The organism is Collinsella aerofaciens, assembly GCF_032584215.1.
Taxonomy (GTDB): Bacteria; Actinomycetota; Coriobacteriia; order Coriobacteriales; family Coriobacteriaceae; genus Collinsella.
Genome location: NZ_JAWHPN010000063.1, coordinates 1 through 933, shown reverse-complemented (window position 1 = coordinate 933; position 933 = coordinate 1). Strand labels below are relative to the sequence as shown.

At 55.1% G+C, this 933-nt stretch carries 2 protein-coding genes; both read left to right on the top strand.

Annotation, left to right across the window (positions count from 1 at the left end):
- Positions 1 to 387: hypothetical protein (locus RX395_RS09735; RefSeq protein ID WP_316367265.1), on the top strand; the 387-nt coding region annotated here is incomplete at its 5' end.
- Between the two features lie 188 nt (positions 388 to 575).
- The coding region (locus tag RX395_RS09730; RefSeq protein WP_316367263.1) for a phage terminase small subunit-related protein at positions 576 to 933 on the top strand (358 nt) is incomplete at its 3' end.

The following is a 933-nucleotide window of genomic DNA, read 5'->3' as shown; positions in this document are numbered from 1 at the left end:
TTCCTGGAGGATGACTACATCTCGAACTATACAGAGCCAGAAAAAATCAGTGAAGATGAACTGCGGGAGCGCTTTGCACAGGCGCTATCTGGATTTGGAAACGACTATGAGATTGACTTAGAGGGGTATGTGTACACTGTGAGCGTGTGGCAGGACGGCTTGGCAGCTTGTGCGATGCTGGCGGAGCAAGGGGTGCCGACTGCGGTAGAACAGTGGGAGGAGATCGTGGACACAACGGCGGAAGCGTCCAACAGCCTGCAAGAGCTACTGAATATTAGCGGCTATGGCGATTACATGGCACAAATAGAGGTATTGAATGACCAGAACCATGAAAACACTTTGCTGACAGTTCTCCTTGGGATGGTGTCATATAACTGCGTCTCTTAAAAATTTTTTTGGGAGTTAGCAACTTTCGCAGGTTTTCTGTGTTAATATCATAGTGTGCAATAAAGCCCGTGGCGGAAACGCTGCGGGCTTTGCTGTTGGATGCGCCCTGCGCAAGCCGAAGCCCTGCGTACCTACGCGGGGTATTTTTGTAGGCTGCGCCGGGGCGCACGATCATTTGGAGGTGTGAAATGCCGAAGCGGAGCGAAAAGCGCGACACCGCCAAGGCTGAATACATCGCCCGAAAAGCGAGGGGCGAGGAAGTAAGCCTGCGGGAGCTGGCAAAAGAGCAAGGCGTGGGCTATCAAACGCTGCGTAACTGGAAAGCGGCGGACAAGTGGGACGAGGCACTGCCAAAAAGAAAGCGGGGCGGCCAGCCGGGGAACCGGAACAGCGCCGGGAAACAGAACGCCGCGGGGAGCCATCCGGGCGCACCGGTCGGGAACAAGAATGCGGAGAAGGACGGAGCGTACAGCGCCGTCTTTTTTGATATGCTGACGGACTGCGAGCGGGAGCTTGTGGAGCAAACGCCGCTGAAAAGCAAAGAGG